Origin of the sequence: Polaribacter marinus (assembly GCF_022662535.1) — a bacterium.
Taxonomy (GTDB): Bacteria; Bacteroidota; Bacteroidia; order Flavobacteriales; family Flavobacteriaceae; genus Polaribacter; species Polaribacter marinus.
On sequence record NZ_JAKQYM010000011.1, the window covers coordinates 20,394 to 37,005 of the forward strand.

At 29.8% G+C, this 16,612-nt stretch carries 16 protein-coding genes; 7 read left to right on the forward strand and 9 right to left on the reverse strand.

All coding sequences use genetic code 11. The annotated features are described in order from the left end of the window. Window positions 1-12 precede the first annotated feature (12 nt). Entirely contained in the window at window positions 13-1,002 is a 990-nt protein-coding gene (gene obgE, locus MC378_RS13395) for a GTPase ObgE (protein WP_242179277.1), read from the forward strand. A 244-nt stretch (window positions 1,003-1,246) separates the two neighbouring features. Here the strand turns inward: obgE and MC378_RS13400 are convergent, their stop codons facing one another. From MC378_RS13400 to MC378_RS13415, 4 genes are read right to left on the reverse strand one after another with little or no spacing between them, the layout of a single operon-like run. Next, window positions 1,247-1,723 carry a hypothetical protein gene (locus tag MC378_RS13400; protein ID WP_242179278.1) on the reverse strand — a complete coding sequence of 159 codons (477 nt, stop codon included), beginning with the start codon at window positions 1,721-1,723 and terminating at the stop codon, window positions 1,247-1,249. Window positions 1,724-1,765: 42 nt separating this feature from the next. Then, entirely contained in the window at window positions 1,766-3,019 is a 1,254-nt protein-coding gene (locus MC378_RS13405; RefSeq protein ID WP_242179279.1) for a tetratricopeptide repeat protein, read from the reverse strand. A 13-nt stretch (window positions 3,020-3,032) separates the two neighbouring features. Further along, window positions 3,033-4,358 carry a M56 family metallopeptidase gene (locus MC378_RS13410; RefSeq protein WP_242179280.1) on the reverse strand — a complete coding sequence of 442 codons (1,326 nt, stop codon included), beginning with the start codon at window positions 4,356-4,358 and terminating at the stop codon, window positions 3,033-3,035. 40 nt (window positions 4,359-4,398) lie between these two features. After that, window positions 4,399-4,764, reverse strand: a complete 366-nt coding sequence (locus tag MC378_RS13415; RefSeq protein ID WP_242179281.1) for a BlaI/MecI/CopY family transcriptional regulator — start codon at window positions 4,762-4,764, stop codon at window positions 4,399-4,401. 156 nt (window positions 4,765-4,920) lie between these two features. On the opposite strand from MC378_RS13415, the gene MC378_RS13420 reads away from it, so the two are divergent. The 4 genes from MC378_RS13420 to MC378_RS13435 all read left to right on the forward strand — a co-directional run bounded on the left by MC378_RS13420 (window position 4,921) and on the right by MC378_RS13435 (window position 9,170). Beyond that, on the forward strand, window positions 4,921-5,421 hold the full coding sequence (locus tag MC378_RS13420; RefSeq protein WP_242179282.1) for a DUF456 domain-containing protein: 501 nt from the start codon (window positions 4,921-4,923) through the stop codon (window positions 5,419-5,421). 278 nt (window positions 5,422-5,699) lie between these two features. Further along, window positions 5,700-7,394, forward strand: a complete 1,695-nt coding sequence (gene lysS, locus MC378_RS13425) for a lysine--tRNA ligase (protein ID WP_242179283.1) — start codon at window positions 5,700-5,702, stop codon at window positions 7,392-7,394. A gap of 71 nt (window positions 7,395-7,465) precedes the next feature. Further along, the gene (locus MC378_RS13430) at window positions 7,466-8,314 is read left to right on the forward strand and encodes a DUF3667 domain-containing protein (RefSeq protein WP_242179284.1); all 849 of its coding nucleotides are present in this window, start codon (window positions 7,466-7,468) and stop codon (window positions 8,312-8,314) included. A 157-nt stretch (window positions 8,315-8,471) separates the two neighbouring features. Then, window positions 8,472-9,170, forward strand: a complete 699-nt coding sequence (locus tag MC378_RS13435; RefSeq protein ID WP_242179285.1) for a hypothetical protein — start codon at window positions 8,472-8,474, stop codon at window positions 9,168-9,170. Between the two features lie 5 nt (window positions 9,171-9,175). Here the strand turns inward: MC378_RS13435 and MC378_RS13440 are convergent, their stop codons facing one another. Further along, on the reverse strand, window positions 9,176-9,565 hold the full coding sequence (locus MC378_RS13440; RefSeq protein WP_242179286.1) for a hypothetical protein: 390 nt from the start codon (window positions 9,563-9,565) through the stop codon (window positions 9,176-9,178). Between the two features lie 75 nt (window positions 9,566-9,640). Beyond that, the gene (gene rsmG / locus MC378_RS13445) at window positions 9,641-10,270 is read right to left on the reverse strand and encodes a 16S rRNA (guanine(527)-N(7))-methyltransferase RsmG (RefSeq protein ID WP_242179287.1); all 630 of its coding nucleotides are present in this window, start codon (window positions 10,268-10,270) and stop codon (window positions 9,641-9,643) included. A gap of 121 nt (window positions 10,271-10,391) precedes the next feature. Between rsmG and MC378_RS13450 the strand changes: the two genes are divergently transcribed. Beyond that, the gene (locus MC378_RS13450) at window positions 10,392-11,483 is read left to right on the forward strand and encodes a fatty acid desaturase family protein (protein ID WP_242179288.1); all 1,092 of its coding nucleotides are present in this window, start codon (window positions 10,392-10,394) and stop codon (window positions 11,481-11,483) included. Between the two features lie 25 nt (window positions 11,484-11,508). Continuing rightward, window positions 11,509-12,696 carry a pyridoxal phosphate-dependent aminotransferase gene (locus tag MC378_RS13455; protein ID WP_242179289.1) on the forward strand — a complete coding sequence of 396 codons (1,188 nt, stop codon included), beginning with the start codon at window positions 11,509-11,511 and terminating at the stop codon, window positions 12,694-12,696. A gap of 195 nt (window positions 12,697-12,891) precedes the next feature. Here the strand turns inward: MC378_RS13455 and MC378_RS13460 are convergent, their stop codons facing one another. The 3 genes from MC378_RS13460 to ftsA form a co-directional block, all read right to left on the reverse strand. Next, complete coding sequence (locus tag MC378_RS13460; RefSeq protein WP_242179290.1) at window positions 12,892-13,107, reverse strand: hypothetical protein; 216 nt, start codon at window positions 13,105-13,107, stop codon at window positions 12,892-12,894. Between the two features lie 240 nt (window positions 13,108-13,347). Next, window positions 13,348-15,240, reverse strand: coding sequence for a cell division protein FtsZ (gene ftsZ, locus MC378_RS13465; RefSeq protein WP_242179291.1), 1,893 nt, complete (start codon window positions 15,238-15,240; stop codon window positions 13,348-13,350). Between the two features lie 48 nt (window positions 15,241-15,288). Further along, window positions 15,289-16,608, reverse strand: coding sequence for a cell division protein FtsA (ftsA, locus tag MC378_RS13470; protein WP_242179292.1), 1,320 nt, complete (start codon window positions 16,606-16,608; stop codon window positions 15,289-15,291). Window positions 16,609-16,612 lie beyond the last annotated feature (4 nt).

The following is a 16,612-nucleotide window of genomic DNA, read 5'->3' on the forward strand; positions in this document are numbered from 1 at the left end:
TACAGAAAGAAAATGACTGAAGGAAATTTTGTCGATTACATAAAAATTTACGCCTCTTCTGGAAAAGGAGGGCAAGGTTCTGTGCATTTACACAGAGAAAAATATATTACCAAAGGAGGTCCAGATGGTGGTGATGGTGGACGTGGTGGTCATATAATTTTACGTGGAGACAAAAATATGTGGACGTTATTTCATTTAAAATTTAAACGTCATTTTAGAGCAGATCATGGTGGTGCAGGAAGTAAAAGTAGAAGTACTGGACATGATGGCTCAGATATATATATTGATGTGCCTTTAGGTACAATTGTACGAGATGCTGATACCGATGAAGTTATTGTAGAAATTACAGAAGATCAAAAAGAAGTCATATTGTTACAAGGAGGAAAAGGAGGTCTAGGAAACTGGAACTTTAAATCTTCTACCAACCAAACACCAAGATATGCACAACCAGGAATAGATGGTTTAGATGGTTGGTTTCGCTTAGAATTAAAGTTATTAGCAGATGTAGGTTTAGTTGGATTTCCTAATGCAGGAAAATCAACTTTATTATCGGTTTTAACCTCTGCAAAACCTAAAATTGCAGATTATGCTTTTACTACTTTAAAACCTAATTTAGGAATTGTAGAACACAGAAATTCGCACACTTTTGTTATTGCTGATATTCCTGGAATCATAGAAGGAGCTGCAGAAGGAAAAGGTTTAGGACATCGTTTTTTACGTCATATAGAGCGTAATTCTACTTTGTTGTTCTTAATTCCTGCAGATAGTGATGACATTAACAAAGAATATGAAATTCTTTTAAATGAGCTAAAAAAGCACAATCCAGAATTATTAGACAAAGAGCGATTATTAGCCATTTCTAAAACAGATATGCTAGATGATGAATTAATAGCAGAAATTAAAGCTGATTTACCAAAAGGTGTTGAAACTATATTTATTTCCGCTGTTGCTCAAACGGGTTTACAAGAACTAAAAGACAAACTTTGGCAAATGTTGAATTAAGGAAATGTCCTTCCTTTATTTATCATTCTGATAACCTAAAAATACTAACATCCCGTTTTGTCATTTTAACTTTAGAAGAAATTTCATAAGACTGGCAAAATGTTAAAATAAAATTGAGATTCTGACATAAATTCAGAATCTCTTTAGTTTGCAGCAATTTTTATTACGACAAACCTTCCCTAAAAAACTAGATAAAAAGATAATGAGATTCCTCCGTCTTAAAACATAGGATGATAGAAAATAGTTATTCAGTTAACTGAATTTTAATTGGCAATCTATATTTTGTTGTTACAGGAATTCCTCTTTTAATTGCAGGATGAATAATTGGCAATTTCTGTACACATGCTCTTAACAAGCTATCTAGTTCTGGTAATTCTTTTTTTATGTTTTCTGAAGATTGAACCTCCTCTAAAATAATAAGTCCCTTAGAGTTGATCATCATATTAACATATACAGTTTCAGAAATAGCATTTTTAATTATAAAAGAATGTTTCAACAACTCTCCTCCTATTTTTTGATGAATAGAAGTTCTAAAACAATCTGTTTTTTTTGTTTTATCAATAATAGAATCACAAACTTTAAAAGACGGAGACACATCAACAGAAGAAAGATCTACAATTGTATCTAAAGTAATTGTTTGTGAGTTATTTGTAAATGAGAATTTATCACACGAAGTGAAAAAAACGATTACAATTATAAAAGTAAAAACACGCAAAAACATAGTTTTATTTATTGCGTGAATTTACTAAAATTTGTTGAATTCTTAATCTAAACTTTCTTCTGTTAAAAAGTACTCTTTTTTGATCTCTTTTACTCTTCTTTTTACAAAAGCTGTCATAACCTCATCCCTGTCTTGAAAACGATCTAAATATCTAACATAATGTTTGTAGGCTATCTTTTTTTCTTTATAATAATCATCTGATAATTTAGCTAATTGAAACAATGCTCTGTAATTATTGTAATTTTCTTTGAATGCTTTTTCAAAATTATCAATTGCTTGTTTAGGTTTTTTAGTTTCGTAAAACATCATTGCTAAACCATAAAATTCTTCGTCTCGTTTTTCCTTTCCTTTTCTTGTTGCTATTGTATAATTCATCATCGCAGACATGTATTTCTTTTCTTTCATTGCAATGTGCCCTAAATATGTATTTGCTTTAAAATCTTCTCTATCTTTAAAAGATAGTTTTGTGAAATACTTTTTTGCAATTTCTAAGCTATCTAAATTATAATAAGACTTTCCTAACATTGATAAACTATAGGTGTCTTTTTTACTTATGCTATCTAAATTTAATAAAAGCGGAATTGTTTCTAGATATTTCTGTTCTCTAAATAATTGATTGATTTTTAACTTATTGAGATTCACATCGTCCTTATTTATAAGTAAACCTTTTTCTACAAATAATTTTGTAGAGTCTATATCTCTTAACTTATTAAAACTAATGGCTAATCTAGAAATGGCTTTTAAATGAAGTGTGTCTTTTTTATAGGTATCAATAAAGCTATTGATCATTCTATCTCTATCATTTTTAATCGCAAAAGCCAAAGCTAGTTGATAAGAATAATGTGCATTTAATTGGTCTTTACTTATTAAATACTCAAATATTGAAATTGCTTTATCTGCATTTTTTGTAACAAGATATAGTTTTCCTAATTGATATTTTAAAATCAAATTTAAAGAATCTATCTCTAAAATGTCTTCATAAATAGATACCGATTTATTTGATTTTTTTAATCGTAAATAAGCTTTTGCTAATTTTAATTTTGATTGATAATCTTCTTTAAAAACCAATGCTTTTTCTAAATACTCTGCCGTTTTTTTATAATTATCTATAGATTCGTAAATAAGTGCCTTTTTATAGTTTGATAAAAAAGAAGGCTCTTCCAATTTGTCTAATGTTTCTAAAGCTAATCTGTATCTTCCTTTTTCAAACAAACTATCGGCAACAGAAAAAGTTGAAGTTTGTGCTTCAACTTTTATCATACAAAATAATAAGACAAGTAATATTTTTATCTTCATAGATAATCTCTTTTTATTTAACAACTATTACAAAAGGAATTGAATATTTTACACCCACTTTTTCTCCTTTATGTTCACCAGGAATCATCTTAGGTAATCTATTCATTACTTTTAGAACCTCTTTCTTAATTTCTTCATGTGGAGCTCTTGCTTGAACGTCTACAACATTTCCTTCTTTATCTACTTTAAATCCAATATAAATCTTTTTTCTACCTGATGCTAAGCCCAATGTATTAGGTAAATCAGAATCAAAATTTTGTATAAAATGCTTTTGAATCATATTAGAAAAACATTTTTTATCACCTTCTTCACAACCTGGAAAAGTTGGTGCTTTGTCTATGATCATAAATGAAACTTCGTCGCTATAATTAACTGTTTCCTTTCTAGATTCTGTAGTAACAACATATGGCTCTTTATCTCTTAACGAATTTAATTCTTCTAACAATTCCTTAATTCTTTCCTCTTTACTTTGTGGTTCTTCTTTTAAATCTTCCGTTGTACATCCAACATAAAATAACATACTTGCCAATACAGGTATTATTACTAAATACTTTAATTGATTCCTTTTTTTTGATTGTGTTTTTTTCATCATAATAATTCTTTTTTTAATTAAGGTTTTTCTATAAAATTGATTGACAAAAGCAATGTTTTCAACTTGAAAAAAGTTGGATAATAAATTATTTATATACGTTTCTTTTGATGCTGATTTTACTACAATTTGATCAGAAATATACTCGTGTATTAAAGTGATTCTTTTTTGATAGAAATAAATCATTGGATTAAACCACATCACAATTTTTAGCATTTCAAAAAACAATAAATCAAAAGAATGCTTTTGTTTACTATGTACAAACTCATGTGCTATAATTTGATTTTGTTGTGAAACTGGAATTTCCTTTCCTAAAAAGATAAAATGAAAAAATGAAAATGCTTTTGTTTGATGAGGAATTAGTACTAATGTAAAGGCTTTCTTTTTTTCGATTTCTGATTTTCTAATTAAATTAAAAATTTTGATAAGTTTAATTAAGAATAAGATTGCAAACAAGCTTACCCCTACTAAAAACAAGATGTTTACATAATTTATTGACTGATAAAATGTAGTATCTTGAATTATTTTTTCTGGCGATAAAACAATTTCTGGTAAATAAATAATAAACTCTTGTGGTATTGCTTTTTGAAACGTTGGTATTTTAATAAACGGAATTAAAAAAGACAATATAGGTATGCTTAATAAATACCACCTGTTTTTTGTGAAAAAAGTTTCTTTACTTAAAAAGAAATCATAAATCGCTAAGAATAATACCTGAAATAAAATGACTTGTAAAATATAATTAATCATAATTTTTAGATTTGACTGTAAATTGCAACTGTTAAACTGCTTACTTTTTATCTTTATTCACTTCCTTTAAAATAGATTCCAATTCAGAAATATCCATTTTGTTTTCTTTTACAAAAAAGGAAACCATACTTTTAAATGAACCATCAAAATATCCATTCATTAACTTATGTAAACTTTGATTACTATAAGTTTCTTTATCAATTATAGGATAATATAAAAAGCCTCTTCCAAGAGGTTTATGATTAACAAATTCTTTTGTTTCTAATATTCTAACAATTGTAGAAACAGTATTATATGCTGGTTTTGGTATTGGTAATTGATCTATTACTTCTTTTACAGAGGCTTCTTGTAAATCCCACAAAACTTGCATAATTTGTTCTTCTGCCTTTGTTAACTGTTTCGCCATAATTTTAACTAAGTTTTTAGTTCTACATCACAAATATAACTAAAAAATTAGTTTAAACTAATTTTTTAGTTGAAAAATCTTGTAACAAATCAAATATAAACTCGTCTAATTTGTATAAAACCTTTACTAATATTGGTTTTAGAAACTATAAATAAAATGGATATTTTTTTATTACTTCTTGGATTTATTTTTATTTGCTTAGGTATTATTGGATCTTTTTTACCCATATTACCTGGACCTTTAACAAGTTGGGTTGGACTTTTACTATTACATTTTACCAACATTGTCCCTAAAGATTGGAATTTCTTAGGTATTACCTTAGCCGTTGCAATTTTAATATGGATTTTGGATTATTTCATCCCTGCAATGGGTACAAAACGTTTTGGGGGCACCAAGTATGGAGTTTATGGAACAACAATAGGACTAATTATTGGTTTGTTGTCTCCTATTCCTTTTGGTATGTTGTTAGGTGCTTTTTTTGGAGCATTAATTGGAGAGCTCCTTTATGACAATAAAGATACAAACAGAGCTTTAAAAGCATCTTTTGGAGCTTTTTTTGGTTTTGTAGCTTCTGCCACTATAAAATTTTCTATAGCCATTATTTATTTTGTCCTTTTTATAAAAGAATTTTGGAAATACAAAGGAGAGTTCTTTTAATAAGAAAAAGCAAGAAATTTAACTCTTTATAAAGCAAAAAAAAAGCGTCCCATCTCAGGGAAGCTTTCCATTGGTTAACAAAACCATGACACTTTTACGAAAGTGCCAAAACAACACAACTAAATACTGATTTTATAAAAAATCAGCCTGCAAATATACAACGTTTTTAGATATTCACAAATAAATATATTCTTTTTTCCTTTTTTCTCAATTGTCTATTCGTTCAATAGATTGTATCTTTGCACACTTTAATAAACACAAGAAAAATTAGACATTAAATGCAATTATCAGAACAAGAAGTTGTACGTAGAGAAAAGCTAGCAAAATTACGTGCTTTGGGCATTAACCCTTATCCAGCAGATTTATATCCAATCGATTCAAATTCGACAATAATAAAGAAGGATTATATTGAAGGAAAAAAGGTAATTATTGCTGGTAGATTAATGTCTATCAATATACAAGGAAAAGCTTCTTTTGCACAACTACAAGATGGTGAAGGTAGAATACAAGTGTATTTTAACCGTGATGAAATTTGTTCTGGTGAAGATAAATCGTTGTATAATGATGTTTTTAAAAAATTATTAGATTTAGGTGATTTTGTAGGTATTGAAGGAGAATTGTTTACCACCAAAGTGGGAGAAAAAACAGTGCGTGTTAAAAATTTTAAATTATTAAGTAAAGCTCTAAAACCATTGCCTTTACCAAAAATAAAAGATGGTGTTACTTATGATGCTTTTACAGATCCTGAATTACGTTACAGACAACGTTATGCAGATTTAGTGGTAAACCCACACGTAAAAGAAGTATTTATTAAAAGAACAAAGTTGTTTAATGCCATGCGTTCTTTCTTTAATGATGCTGGTTATTTTGAAGTTGAAACTCCGGTTTTACAACCAATTCCTGGAGGTGCAGCAGCAAGACCTTTTATAACACATCACAACTCTTTAGACATTCCATTATACATGAGAATTGCTAATGAATTGTATTTAAAAAGATTAATTGTTGGTGGTTTTGATGGTGTGTATGAATTCTCTAAAAACTTTAGAAATGAAGGAATGGACAGAACTCATAACCCTGAATTTACAGCCATGGAAATCTATGTATCTTACAAAGATTACAATTGGATGATGGATTTTGCTGAGCAACTTTTAGAGCATTGTGCTATTGCTGTAAACGGAACTTCGGAAGCTACTTTTGGCGAACACAAAATAGATTTTAAAGCGCCTTACGCAAGAGTTACCATGGCAGATTCTATTAAACATTTTACTGGTTTTGATATTACAGGTAAAACGGAAGATGAAATTAGAGAAGCTGCAAAAGGCATGAATATTCCTGTGGATGAAACTATGGGTAAAGGAAAATTAATTGATGAAATCTTTGGTGAAAAATGTGAAGGAAACTACATTCAGCCAACTTTTATTACCGATTATCCTAAAGAAATGTCTCCGCTTTGTAAAGAGCACAGAGACAACCCAGAATTAACAGAACGTTTTGAGTTAATGGTTTGTGGTAAAGAAATTGCCAATGCTTATTCTGAATTGAATGACCCAATTGATCAAAGAGAACGTTTTGAGCATCAATTAAAATTGGCGCAAAAAGGTGATGATGAAGCAACAGAATTTATAGATCATGATTTCTTAAGAGCTTTAGAATACGGAATGCCTCCAACCTCTGGAATGGGAATTGGAATGGACCGTTTAATTATGTTTTTAACCAACAATCAATCCATACAAGAAGTACTTTTCTTCCCTCAAATGAGACCCGAGAAAAAAGCGGCGTCAGTAGAATTGAATGAGGATGAAAAAGCGGTTTTAGCAATCATTACCAAAGCAGAGAAAATAGATTTAAACGACTTAAAAGTAAAATCCGGTTTATCTAACAAGAAATGGGATAAAACCATTAAAGGTTTAACAAAACATAAAGTTGCTAAGGTTTCTAAAACTGATGAAGGTTTGTTTGTAGAAACAATATAAAAATTTATATTTAAATGATTTTTAAAAAGGAATTACAGAAATGTAGTTCCTTTTTTTATCTTTGGTAAATTATGAAATGTAAGAACTGTCAAAAATCACTACTAGTAGAAGCAAATTTCTGCAATAATTGTGGCGCCAAAGTTATTAAAGAAAGAATAACTTTAAAGCTATTATTGCTTGAATTTTTTATTACTATTTTTGGTATTGACAGTAAATTTTTCTTGACTTTAAGAAAAATGATTACTCATCCTCAAGACGTAATTCATGAATATTTAAATGGAGTTAGAAAGCGATATATAAACCCTTTTGCATTCTTAGCTATTGGCGCAGGTTTGTCTGTAATTGTCTTTAATTATTTTGCTGATGATTTTATAGCAATTCAAAATTCTATGAATTCAGAACAAATTAAAAACCTAAAAGAAACAGCAAATAAAGATATTTCAAGTCTTAAAAACTTATCTAAAGACGATGTTAAAAAAATAGAATTTGAACAGAAAAGTGCTCAATTACAATTAAAATTAATGGATGGTATCTGGGACTTTATGTTAAGATATTATAATCTATTAACTTTTGTTTTTCTTTTTATATATGCCCTTTTAAGTAAATGGACATTTTTAAAGCCTCATAATTTTGGTGAACACGTTATTATGAATGGTTATATTTATGGTTTTACAACTTATTATACTCTTGTTGCATTTATCTTTGCTATATTAATTCACCCTTCTATATATGTAATTAGTATTGTTGGCTCTATCATATATTATATGTATGCATTTGGTAAAATTTACAAACTTTCTATTGGTAAAAATATTTTAAAATTATTGCGCTTTTTTATAGGGTTGATTTTTATCTTTATTCTCATTTTAATACTAGGTACCATAGTGGGTATAATTATTGGTTCACTCGGGTTAATTAAATAAAAAAACGATCCTCTTTTAAATTCATTCCTAATTGCAGCATTTTTATTAGTTTTTAAAGATTTTATTTCAAAATATCAGAATTAAAATGCTCTTAGTTTCTTAAAGAAGCAACAGAGCTTGCTAGCTTCAAATAATTAGTGTAAAGTTGTAAATTATCATGATCCATTTATCTCATACCGAAAATCAAATTCAACAAGTTACAAATTTTAACGAGCTTGTTTCTATACCCTTTTCTAAAAAAACGAATGCAATTTGCTGGACTAGAAAACTGATAGGTGATTTTTCTGAAATTGTTAAAAAAGTAGCTTTAAATGAAAATATGGTAGAACTTAAACTTGAAGAACTTCGTGAACTTCAATTAAGCGAACAAGGGCAACTAGCTCGTGAAGTTCTTCTAAATGATTTTAAAGTATTGAAAGAGCATGGTGCATCTCCAACACTTAATTTGATTCAATCTTATGAAAGAGATGATATCTTTCCGTTTTTACCAACCGATGTTTACTCTTTTCATGTAGATCGATCTCCTATACCAACCGACACTTTTTTATGTACATACCATGGTGAATCAAGTGATATTCTACCAAACTCACAAGCCATACAAAAAGTACTTATTCCTGAAATACGTACAGAACTCAAAAAACTATATGGCGGAACAGATAATGGTTTTGAATCCTTTTTAACTGAACACTTTTTTGACCTACATTATCAAGCGAAACCAGAAGCACAACCGATCAACTTAGGCATTGGTCATTTATGGAAATTAGCTATTGATCATCCAGAGAGTAAAGTTCTACCTTGTATTCACCGTGCTCCAAAAGAGAAAATAGGTCAACACAGATTATTGATGATTTGTTAAAATGCTTACTCGTTACTATCAGCCTGTGTAACGTTTTGAAATGTAGGGAGACTCTCTGTAATACTTCCAGCACCTTTCTTATTAATTTTAAAAGTAACATCCTTTGTTGTGGTAAATAACAACACAGAAAAAAAAGATTTCTTAAGATAAGGTTTCAAAAGCTCATAGGTTTCTTCTAAAGTCAGTTTAGTTTCAACATCTTCAGTCTCTTTAGATCGGTAACGAAACTTTACCAAGACCTTAAACCCATCTCCAGAAAAAATGGGTCTAACAAATATATTTTTTAAATCCGGTTTCCCAATGGTCTTTGCCATGGTTAACTTAGCAAATCGACCTTCTTGAACACTCTCTTTTACCTGTTCCCAGAAAAGTACAAATACATCTTGATACTCCATAAACTAAAATTTGATAGTAAAATATTCTTAAAAATTAAATTTTATAAAAAACAGCTGCTAACATGTGTTTAAAAGCTATCCTTTAAATTTCATTCCTAAATGCACCACTTTTTTAGTTTCAAAAAAAGGTTCATCAAAGTAATCTGGCAAATCAAAAATTGTTGCAGAAGTATACAACTTTAACTCTTCAGATAAGTCCCCTCCTTTTAAATACAAGATTCCATTTTTTAGATCGTGATTTTGTTTTTTAGCAATTTTTCCTTTTGTCCAACGCACAAAAGTTTCCATTTGAGCAACAGCTCTACTAACAATAAAATCGTAAGTATCTTTTACGTCTTCTACTCTACCATGAGTAGTTTTTACATTTAGCAAACCTAATCCTTGTACAACTTCATCAACAACTTTAATTTTTTTTCCAATAGAATCTACCAAATGAAATTGTGTTTCTGGAAATAAAATTGCCAATGGAATCCCTGGAAAACCACCACCTGTTCCAACGTCCATAACCTTAGCGCCTGCTTTAAATTGCATCACTTTAGCAATCCCTAAAGAATGCAAAACATGACGCAAATACAACTCATCGATATCTTTTCTAGAAACAACATTTATTTTCAAATTCCAATCTTGGTACAACTCTTGCAGTTTACTAAATTGTTGAATTTGAGATTCTGATAAATTTTTAAAATATTTTTGAATAATATCCATTTAAGAAAGTTTGAAATGCAAAAATAGTTATTTGTTAACAAACAATTAGCAACAAAAACTGACGTTTATCATATATAGCAAATTCAAAAAGCATATTTTTGTACAATATTTAAAACAATACATGAAAACAATAAATTTTTCTAGAGTAGATAAAGCTAAATTTTTTAGAACTCTTAACAAAAGAGTAAATAGCTACTTTAAAGAAAACAACATAAAAAGAACTGGAAACTGGAAATTATATACAAAAGCAATTGTAATGTTTTCTTTGTTTTTAGTGCCATTTATTTTAGTTCTTACTATTTCAATGCCTCAATGGATGATGGCCTTATTAATGGTGATTACAGGAATTGGAATGGCAGGAGTGGGTATGAACGTGATGCATGATGCCAATCACGATTCTTTTTCTAAAAGAAAATGGGTAAATAAATTGATGGGAAGCAGTATTTATATACTTGCCGGAAATGTATATAATTGGAAGGTACAGCACAACGTTTTGCACCATACTTTTACCAACGTAAAAGACCATGATGAAGATATTGATGCTGGTAGAATCATCCGTTTTTCTTTACATTCTAAATGGCTAAAAATTCATAAACTTCAAAAATATTATTCAATATTCCTATATGGATTATTAACCATTAACTGGGCAATTACTACAGATATTAAACAAATGCACAGTTATTTAAAACGTAAATTATCTTACGGTAAATTTCCAAATCCAGCAACAGAATGGACAAAATTGGTGATTTCTAAAGTTATTTATTATACCCTTTGGATTGTTTTACCAATTCTAGTTTTAGACATTTCTTGGTGGAAAGTTTTGATTGGTTTTTTTGTAATGCATTATACAGCGGGTATGATTTTAAGTTTGGTTTTTCAACTGGCACATATTGTTCCTAATACAGAAATGCCAATTCCAGATAAAGATGGAAATTTAGAACACACTTGGGCAGTCCATCAATTATATACTACATCTAACTTTGCACCTAGCAACAGATTGGTAAATTTCTATACTGGTGGTTTAAATCATCAAGTTGAACATCATATTTTTCCACATATTTCTCATGTACATTATGATAAATTAGCTAAAATTGTAAAAGAAACAGCCAAAGAGTTTAATTTGCCTTATAATGAATACGAAACAATGCGTAAAGCAGTAATAGAGCACTTTAGACATTTAGGCGTTTTAGGACAAAAACCTGAATTAGCATAAAATAACAACACAACTAACAGTAAAAATGACACATCCATTATCGGACAGAATTAACAGTTTACCTGTATCTCAAACCTTAGCAATGGCTGCTAAAGCAAGAGAATTAAAATTTCAAGGAGTAGATATTATTAGTTTAAGTTTGGGAGAACCCGATTTTAATACACCCGATTTTATTAAAGATGCAGCAATAGAAGCCATCAATCAAAATTATAATTCTTACACTCCCGTAGATGGTTACGTAGAGTTAAAAGAAGCTATTTGCAAAAAGTTTAAACGCGATAATGATTTGGTTTATCAACCCAACCAAATTGTAGTTTCTACTGGAGCAAAACAATCTATTGCAAACGTAGCTCAAGTTTTACTAAATCCTGGAGATGAAGTTTTATTACCAGCTCCATATTGGGTTAGTTATTCTGCCATTGCAATTTTATGCGAAGCTAAATTTGTGGAAATTCCATCTTCTATAGATGATGATTTTAAAATTACACCCGCTCAATTAGAAGCTGCAATTACCCCAAAAACTAAAATGATCTTTTTTAACTCGCCAAACAATCCTAGTGGAAGTGTTTACAGCGAAAAAGAATATAGAGCATTGGCTGCTGTTTTAGAAAAACATCCACAGATATATGTTTTATCTGATGAAATCTATGAACACATCAATTATGGCTACAAACCTTTTAGTTTTGCTGCTATAGAAAGCATGTACAATAGAACAATTACCGTAAACGGATTGGCAAAAGCATTTGCTATGACTGGTTGGAGGATTGGATACATTGGCGCTCCAGAATGGATTGCTAAGGCGTGTACAAAGATGCAAGGACAAATTACCTCTGGTGCAAACTGTATTGCTCAAAGAGCTGCTATAACAGCTGTATTGGCTCCTGTAGAGAAAATTCAGTATATGGTAGACGAATTTAAAACTCGTAGAGATATTGTAATTGGGTTACTAGAAAAAATAGACGGATTTAAAATTAACGAACCAGAAGGGGCATTTTACGTTTTCCCAGATATTTCTTATTTCTTCGGAAAAACAATAGATGGAACGACGATTCAGAATGCAAACGATTTTTCTTTATTCTTATTAGAAAAAGCAAATGTTGCTACAGTAACGGGTGATGCCTTTGGTGCTCCAAACTGTATCCGATTATCTTATGCCGCATCTGAACTTCAATTACGTGAAGCAATAAAACGAATCAAAGAAGCAGTAAGCTAAAAATACTGCAATAATACTATATAAAAAATCCGTCTTTTTAGATGGATTTTTTTTTGCTTTAGCGTGCCCTTTCAGGTCAGGCTTTTCGCACTCGCTTTTTGTTCATACTTCACAAAAGAGCTCAAACAAATGCTTCAATCCTTCACGCATCCAGATTTGCAAAAGCTAGTTACGAGATATAATCCTTTTACTTTTTTAAAATGAAATCACAATAATTGCAATTACAAATAAAGAAACTTGTAAAATGGTTCCAGTTTGACTTTCAAGTTTTCCTTGATGATTTAAAACTAAAGATTTAATTCTAGACAAAGATTTACGTTTAGCAATTCTTATATCTCTTTTTATTTCTTCTTTATAAGTAGAAGTTAAAATTCCTCTTTCAATCCCTGATGTTGTGGTAGTATATTTCATGATATTTAAATTAATTGATTATACAAAATAGACGATGAGAAATATCATTTGTTACACATTAAAAAATCAGAAAACATTAAAAAAATTCATTTTTCTAGCATTGATGGTTTACGACAATTAGAAAAAAAATAACAATATTTCATGATTTTTTATTAATTCTGAAATATTGTTACAAAAATAAAAACCCATATCATTAAAAAATGATGTGGGTTTTTTATGAATTGAATCTTTATTGATTTGTTAATCTACATTATCATGTAAAAAAGAGTTATTAGATTTAAAATCGATCTTATCTTCATCTTTTTGAATTGCCGTTTTAGAATTGCTTATTGGAGCATCTAAATTTAAATCTATCCCTTGTCTTTTATATGCAGGTTGACTGGAAATCTCATCTACATTCTTACTCAACTGATCGTTAAACTTGTAATTAAAAGCTTTCATTTTATTACGTCTATCTTTCGTTGTTTTTCTAACTTCACTAATGGTTAAGTCTAAAGGAGTGATTTCTTCACTTGTCATTTCAATTTTATTAATTTCAGATTGTAGAGAAGCTGTTTTTAACTCAAATGTTATTTCTTCCTCTTCTATAGTTGTTTTATTTTCAACAATATGAGAACTTTTACCAATAGTAGGTTTTGCATCAAAATCTTCTAATACATAACGAGTTTCTACTTCTTTCTTTTCAAAAACAATCTCTTCAGCACCAAACACTTCTATTTCATTTACATTCTTTTCTTCATTTAAATTGAATTTAATTTCTTCATCAGCTTTTACTTCTGTATAAGAATTTAAAGGTAAATCAAATAACAAATCTGCTTGTAATTGTTGTGGTTCTTCTTTTATTTCTTCTTTAACAGGAGTTATATCTGTTATAATAAAATCATCTTCAGCAATTGTTTCTAAATGAATTTCATCATAAGTTACAGGCATATTTGCAATTAAATCAGAAGTTTGAATTAAATCCATTTTAGGCAACTTCTCTTCAACTTCTTCTTCTAGTGTATGTACAATTTTTTGTTCAACGGGATTTATAGGTTGATTTAATGTTGGAGCCTTGGTAATTGTTTTATCAGAAAAATCATAAGTTGCCTTTTGTTCATCTTCTAGAGTATGTACAATTTTTTTTACTTCTGTATTGGTGATTGTACTTTGTTGATCTGCCGCAAATCCTGTAGCCACAATCGTTACAGAAATTGCATCGCCTAGATTTTCATCTTCACCAATTCCCATAATAATATTTGCATCGTAACCAGCTTCATCTTGAATATAATCGTTAATTTCTCCGATTTCATCTAATGTAACTTCGTTAGATCCTGATACAATTAGCAACAAAACATTTTTAGCTCCTGTAATTTTATTATCGTTTAACAAAGGAGAGTCTAATGCTTTTACGATAGCATTTTTAGCTCTGTTTGTACCTTCTTCTTTTGCAGATCCCATAATAGCAGTTCCACTATTAGAAAGTACTGTTTTAGCATCATGTAAATCTATATTCTGTTTATAATGATGTGTAATTACCTCTGCAATACCTTTAGATGCAGTAGATAAAACTTCGTCAGCTTTAGAAAAACCTGCTTTAAAGCCAAGGTTTCCATATACTTCACGTAATTTATTATTATTGATAACAATTAAAGAATCAACATTTTGACGCAGTTGGTCGATTCCTAATTGAGCTTGTTTTGAGCGCATTCTACCTTCAAACTGAAAGGGCATTGTTACAATACCCACAGTTAAAATGTCCATATCTTTTGCAATTTTTGCAATAATTGGTGCTGCACCAGTTCCTGTTCCTCCCCCCATACCAGCTGTAATAAATACCATTTTTGTTTGAGTATTTAACATTTGCTGGATTTCTTGCAAACTCTCTTTAGCTGCTTTGGCTCCTATTTCTGGATTTGCACCTGCACCTAAACCGGAAGTTAAATTTGCTCCTAGTTGAATTTTATTAGGGATTGGACTATTTTCTAAAGCTTGTGCATCTGTATTACAGATTACAAAATCTACTCCTTTTATATGTTGTTTAAACATATGATTTACTGCATTGCTACCTCCACCCCCAACACCAATTACTTTTATGGTATTAGATTGTGTTTTAGGCATGTCAAATGAAATGTTATCGAATTCTGCGCTCATAATAACGTATCTATTGTTTATTTTTATAATTTGTTTATTCTTTTTCTCTTATTCTGCGTTGTCTAAAAAATCTTTTAATCCTTCTACAAATTTTTCGAAAAACGATTTCTTTTTTGGTTTTGATTTTTCTACAACAATTGGTTCTTCTTCTACTTCTACACTCTTAGAATCATCAATAAATTCTTCTTCAATTTTTTCTTCAATGCATTGCTTATCCAAACCTTCCATTAATAAACCAACAGTAGTAGCAAAAGCAGGGCTCGATAATATTTCATCAGAATCTCCCGCCAAATGTTCGTTTGGATATCCAATTCTAGCATCCATACCTGTTATGTATTCTACCAATTGACGTAAATGTTTTAATTGTGCACCACCACCTGTAAGAACAATTCCTGCAATTAATTTTCCTTTTGCAGTTTCATGTCCGTAATTTTTTATTTCTAAATATACTTGCTCTATAATTTCTTGAACTCTTGCATGTATAATTTTTGATAAATTTTTTAATGTAATTTCTTTAGGTTCTCTTCCTCTTAATCCTGGTATAGAAACAATTTCAGTTTCTTTATTTTCTCCTGGCCATGCAGAACCAAATTTTATTTTTAATAACTCTGCTTGTTTTTCTATAATTGAACAACCTTCTTTGATATCATCTGTAATTACATTTCCACCAAAAGGAATGACAGCAGTGTGTCTAATTATTCCATCTTTAAAGATTGCTAAATCGGTAGTACCACCTCCTATATCAATTAATGCAACTCCTGCTTCTTTTTCTTCTTGACTTAATACTGCAGCCGCAGATGCTAAGGGTTCTAATGTAATATCACTTAATCCTAATCCAGCACTTTTTACACAGCGTCCAATATTTCTAATTGAAGAGACTTGCCCAACAACTACGTGAAAATTTGCTTCTAGGCGTCCACCATACATTCCAATTGGTTCTTTAATATCTGCTTGAGAATCTACTTTGTACTCTTGTGGCAATACATGAATAATTTCTTCTCCAGGTAGCATCACTAATTTATGAACTTGGTTTACAAGATTCTCTATATCTACTTCATCAATTACTTCATCTGCGTTATTTCTTGTGATATAATCACTATGGTGTAAACTTCTAATATGTTGACCAGCAATACCTACGACTACATTTTCAATTTTCTCACCAGAAATACTTTCTGCTTCCTCTACTGCTTGCTGAATCGATTGTATGGTTTGTGTAATATTGCTAACAACACCTCGTTTAACTCCTAAGCTTTTTGCCTTACCAATACCAATCACCTCAATCTTGCCATATTCGTTCTTACGACCAATCATTGCAGCGATTTTGGTTGTACCAATATCTAAACCAATTGCTATTTTATTGTTTTCCATTTTG

Excerpts from the sequence above, each read along its gene's own strand:
- obgE (WP_242179277.1), top strand. The coding sequence starts at position 13 with ATGACTGAAGGAAATTTTGTCGATTACATAAAAATTTACGCCTCTTCT.
- MC378_RS13400 (WP_242179278.1), bottom strand. The coding sequence starts at position 1,723 with ATGTTTTTGCGTGTTTTTACTTTTATAATTGTAATCGTTTTTTTCACT.
- MC378_RS13405 (WP_242179279.1), bottom strand. The coding sequence starts at position 3,019 with ATGAAGATAAAAATATTACTTGTCTTATTATTTTGTATGATAAAAGTT.
- MC378_RS13410 (WP_242179280.1), bottom strand. The coding sequence starts at position 4,358 with ATGATTAATTATATTTTACAAGTCATTTTATTTCAGGTATTATTCTTA.
- MC378_RS13415 (WP_242179281.1), bottom strand. The coding sequence starts at position 4,764 with ATGGCGAAACAGTTAACAAAGGCAGAAGAACAAATTATGCAAGTTTTG.
- MC378_RS13420 (WP_242179282.1), top strand. The coding sequence starts at position 4,921 with ATGGATATTTTTTTATTACTTCTTGGATTTATTTTTATTTGCTTAGGT.
- lysS (WP_242179283.1), top strand. The coding sequence starts at position 5,700 with ATGCAATTATCAGAACAAGAAGTTGTACGTAGAGAAAAGCTAGCAAAA.
- MC378_RS13430 (WP_242179284.1), top strand. The coding sequence starts at position 7,466 with ATGAAATGTAAGAACTGTCAAAAATCACTACTAGTAGAAGCAAATTTC.
- MC378_RS13435 (WP_242179285.1), top strand. The coding sequence starts at position 8,472 with ATGATCCATTTATCTCATACCGAAAATCAAATTCAACAAGTTACAAAT.
- MC378_RS13440 (WP_242179286.1), bottom strand. The coding sequence starts at position 9,565 with ATGGAGTATCAAGATGTATTTGTACTTTTCTGGGAACAGGTAAAAGAG.
- rsmG (WP_242179287.1), bottom strand. The coding sequence starts at position 10,270 with ATGGATATTATTCAAAAATATTTTAAAAATTTATCAGAATCTCAAATT.
- MC378_RS13450 (WP_242179288.1), top strand. The coding sequence starts at position 10,392 with ATGAAAACAATAAATTTTTCTAGAGTAGATAAAGCTAAATTTTTTAGA.
- MC378_RS13455 (WP_242179289.1), top strand. The coding sequence starts at position 11,509 with ATGACACATCCATTATCGGACAGAATTAACAGTTTACCTGTATCTCAA.
- MC378_RS13460 (WP_242179290.1), bottom strand. The coding sequence starts at position 13,107 with ATGAAATATACTACCACAACATCAGGGATTGAAAGAGGAATTTTAACT.
- ftsZ (WP_242179291.1), bottom strand. The coding sequence starts at position 15,240 with ATGAGCGCAGAATTCGATAACATTTCATTTGACATGCCTAAAACACAA.
- ftsA (WP_242179292.1), bottom strand. The coding sequence starts at position 16,608 with ATGGAAAACAATAAAATAGCAATTGGTTTAGATATTGGTACAACCAAA.